Genomic DNA, 3,263 nt, shown 5'->3' on the forward strand with positions numbered 1-3,263 from the left:
TCGAAGTTCTGAGAAAAAGATCCAGTCCGCTCCTTCCCATCATCGCCGAAATCCGCAAAACCAAACCAAAATTCTGTGAACAATTTCAGTAAAAATCACTTGTCAGTCCGCCTCAGTGGTTTGTTCGGCTTTAGTTTTCGGAGCCATCTGGGTAGACGATCTTGTAGGTTGAAGCAGGATCAAAAGATCCCATCAGCGTGCGCTCAAATCCAACGATTGATACTGTCTTGTAGTCGATCCGCTTGATTCGGGGCGCAGCTTCTTCGATCTTCGATTCGTCAGCGTCATTGATCCGCTTCCCAACACCTGGGTCCAGCCGTTGCATTGGGTAGATCCATTGGGGATCGGCGACTTCGAGAAACCAGCCCTCAACGCAACGCTCGCACTTCAGCAGCCTCAGCCAGTGGCGTTTGAGGTCCCTAGGCTCCTCAAGCTCGGAACCACAATCTGGACAGTGCGTGTTCAAGTCCTTTGCCGAACGTCTAGGTCTGGCACCGTCTACAGACAGCGCCACCTCGATACTGGGTTAAAGGTTGTAGTTACGTCAATCATTCAAACTCGGGGCGTGTAGGCGGTTGTCCAGCACCGTCTTGTTCTGCTCTTTGGTTCATCGCATTTGCGGGACATCAATGTAGTTCTGCGCCTCCACACCTGTGATCTCCTCCGGCGTCATCGAATCACCACTGAATCGATAGAATGACCTCAGTGGCGGACGTGTATTGCCGTAGTAGATGGTGACAACGAATGATCCATCCTTCCCCCTCCGTGGCCGTGCGCGAAACGATGAGATTCGCTTCTCATCATGCTGTCTGTCGAATTCAGCCTCAGCTATCGATCTCCGACGTCCCTCTCGTGTGCGAGAAAATCGAATGTCATCAATCCAGCATACGACCTGGCCTAGAAGGAATGGCGCAGTCAACCCGGCTACTCCGCCGCCGACAGCTGCTGCAACTCCGAACTGACTTAGGTAGGTCGCTCCGAAAATGGCGCAGATAATTGCGGCAATGAAGAACAGCAGCTCAAATAGGTTCATGACTCTTCATTTCTTTGCAGAACGATATAGGTGAGGCGATCCCGGTAACTCACCGGAACGGCTCCAAGCATCCAATCAGCTTCCGAAGCAGGCGGCAAGATTGTAACAAAACCGCTGATAGGGGTCGACCTCAACCGCCTTGTTCGCTTTCTTTGTCATCTGTCTGGAAGCGACTGGAAAAGGGCACCCTCACATCGATTGTCTCGCGTTCAGTGTTTGACGACGACCACTTGACATTGAGGTCGTCTCCCCTCCATTCGAGTGTGATGTTGATGTTTTCCATCGTCTCGTTGTAGCGAGGACTCGGATCAGGTTGGCCGTCACCAATAAACTCCACTCCAGAAACGCTGGCGACTTCGCCCTGAGCATCAAGTTCCTTCTTCAGAGTTGCGATTGCCGTGTGGTCATCCAGATTGCCCTGACGCCAATGCGCGAATTCAGAAGGAGTCATCTGTTCCCATAGTCGGGTTTCATCGTTCCAAATCTCAGCGCTTTCAATGGCTTGGACAGTCACCGTAGCCTCAGCGGTCATATCGAATTCCTTTACAATCGGCACTGTCTTCATCGTCAGCAATTTCCTAACTTTGCAAACTCGATCCGTTTTGGGGTTGCGCCACTCGGATTCAAAACGCCCTACACTTGCGTAGGCCTTGTCAGGCACGGATTTTGAAGGCGGTGGTCGATCCCGCACTCTCCGCAGTAGATCGGACGCCTCTTCCTCAGGAACCTCTTCGACACCACAGTTCTTGATAAGTATCACCATCGCAATGACAAGCAAAACTGAGGCAGCAATTGTCACCCGTTTCGACTTTGCGTTAGTTTGAGTCATTCTTTTGAAGCGAACGTCTAGGCCATGCGCGGCGGAGTGGGAAGCCCGAATTCAAACAGGAGCGTTGCCCGCCGTCGTATGCGCCGGCTTGTTCTGCTTCTTTGGATTATTGGAGATGGTTGCCAGCGTCATAAGGTGCTCATCGTAAAACACGCCCTCGCTGGAAAATGTCTCAACGTCGGTCCCATAGATGTTAAACCCGAGTGACTTATAGAGCTGAACTGCCGCTTCCTGCTGGGTTCCGACTGTCAAATTGACTCTCCTTATTCCTCGAATCTCCGCCGCGCGATTCAATGCCTCTCGAACGAGTGCCCTTCCATGACCAAGCCCCCGAAATGAAGGAAGCACATACAAGCCCGCTATGTAAGCACGATGCTTCTCATTGTTGTCTGAATAACGGGAAAATCGAATGATCCCGGTCAGTTGTTCGCCCTGAAAACTTCCGAAAAAACACTGGTCGTCACTCTGGACGAGTCTAGCAGCAGTCTCGGTAAGGTTGGGTTCGTCTTCGGGAAGTGATCCAAAAGCAGGTGGGTGTTCGTGAAGTGCATGTAAGCGCAATTCGCGATATGTCTCAGCATCGGCAGGGTCAAGTGTCCGCACGTTAGCAGGCTCTCTCATTTGGTTCGTCTTCAATTCGTGGGAATTTTATTGCAGAACGTCTGAGAAATGGCGATCCCGACCCTTATGGCGGCGTGCCGAATCCCGTTGCCGGATTTAAGCACCAAAACCAAAATTCAACAAGGCCGCTTAGAGGGGTCGCCATCTTCGGCTTGTTCGCCTTTCGCCCATTCTTCGACATCCATCCACCTGAGGTCTTTCACGCGAGAGTCAGAAGCTAGTATAGAATCCAGTGATGAAAGCACTTGTTTAAGGTTGCGAGTGCAGCCTTCGGTCATTGGGCGCCTGAAAAAGATCAGCCGATTTGCTGGCGATTCAAGGCACCAAACAGCAGCCATGAAATCGCCTTCGGCAGGAAGCGGGTCGAGGACAAAGCAGATTGCGGTGGAAACATCGGGAGAGCCAACAAGCCGTCCAGCACATCCAGAGAAGACTCCGGTGCATACCGGTTGGTTCAACGCCTCACCTACCTTGGATGCAAGATCGCAGATCAACTCATCTGACCTCTCCAGAAAGTCCGAAGTGTCGGGAACCACAGAGAAATCCACGGCTCGAATCCGATACTCCGCGCAAGTCTTCATAGTATTTGTGGCGAACGTCTGAGAAATGGCGATCCCGGCCCTCATGGCGGAGCTCCCGATTCTCGTTGCCGGATTCAATCACCAGAACGAAAACGCAACAAGGCCGCTGTGAGGGGTCGCCATCTTCGGCTTTATAGCACAACCGGACTTATTCATCAAGCCGGGCAAGGGGCCCGGAACGAGGCCCACCGCCTCCGCC

At 52.4% G+C, this 3,263-nt stretch carries 4 protein-coding genes; all 4 read right to left on the reverse strand.

What is annotated here, in order from left to right; all coding sequences use genetic code 11:
- Nucleotides 1-130: 130 nt before the first annotated feature.
- The 4 genes from WBG04_RS07265 to WBG04_RS07280 all read right to left on the reverse strand — a co-directional run bounded on the left by WBG04_RS07265 (nt 131) and on the right by WBG04_RS07280 (nt 2,498).
- Nucleotides 131-325, reverse strand: coding sequence for a hypothetical protein (locus tag WBG04_RS07265; RefSeq protein ID WP_424313726.1), 195 nt, complete (start codon nt 323-325; stop codon nt 131-133).
- Between the two features lie 282 nt (nt 326-607).
- Nucleotides 608-1,033 (reverse strand): hypothetical protein, encoded by a 426-nt coding sequence (locus tag WBG04_RS07270; RefSeq protein ID WP_424313727.1) that lies wholly within the window; start codon nt 1,031-1,033, stop codon nt 608-610.
- Nucleotides 1,034-1,163: 130 nt separating this feature from the next.
- On the reverse strand, nt 1,164-1,796 hold the full coding sequence (locus WBG04_RS07275) for a hypothetical protein (RefSeq protein WP_424313728.1): 633 nt from the start codon (nt 1,794-1,796) through the stop codon (nt 1,164-1,166).
- A 117-nt stretch (nt 1,797-1,913) separates the two neighbouring features.
- The gene (locus WBG04_RS07280) at nt 1,914-2,498 is read right to left on the reverse strand and encodes an N-acetyltransferase family protein (protein ID WP_424313729.1); all 585 of its coding nucleotides are present in this window, start codon (nt 2,496-2,498) and stop codon (nt 1,914-1,916) included.
- Nucleotides 2,499-3,263 lie beyond the last annotated feature (765 nt).

This window comes from Haloferula sp. (genome assembly GCF_049672945.1).
In the GTDB taxonomy this organism is placed as follows: Bacteria; Verrucomicrobiota; Verrucomicrobiia; order Verrucomicrobiales; family Akkermansiaceae; genus Haloferula.

Excerpts from the sequence above, each read along its gene's own strand:
- WBG04_RS07265 (WP_424313726.1), bottom strand. The coding sequence starts at position 325 with ATGCAACGGCTGGACCCAGGTGTTGGGAAGCGGATCAATGACGCTGAC.
- WBG04_RS07270 (WP_424313727.1), bottom strand. The coding sequence starts at position 1,033 with ATGAACCTATTTGAGCTGCTGTTCTTCATTGCCGCAATTATCTGCGCC.
- WBG04_RS07275 (WP_424313728.1), bottom strand. The coding sequence starts at position 1,796 with ATGGTGATACTTATCAAGAACTGTGGTGTCGAAGAGGTTCCTGAGGAA.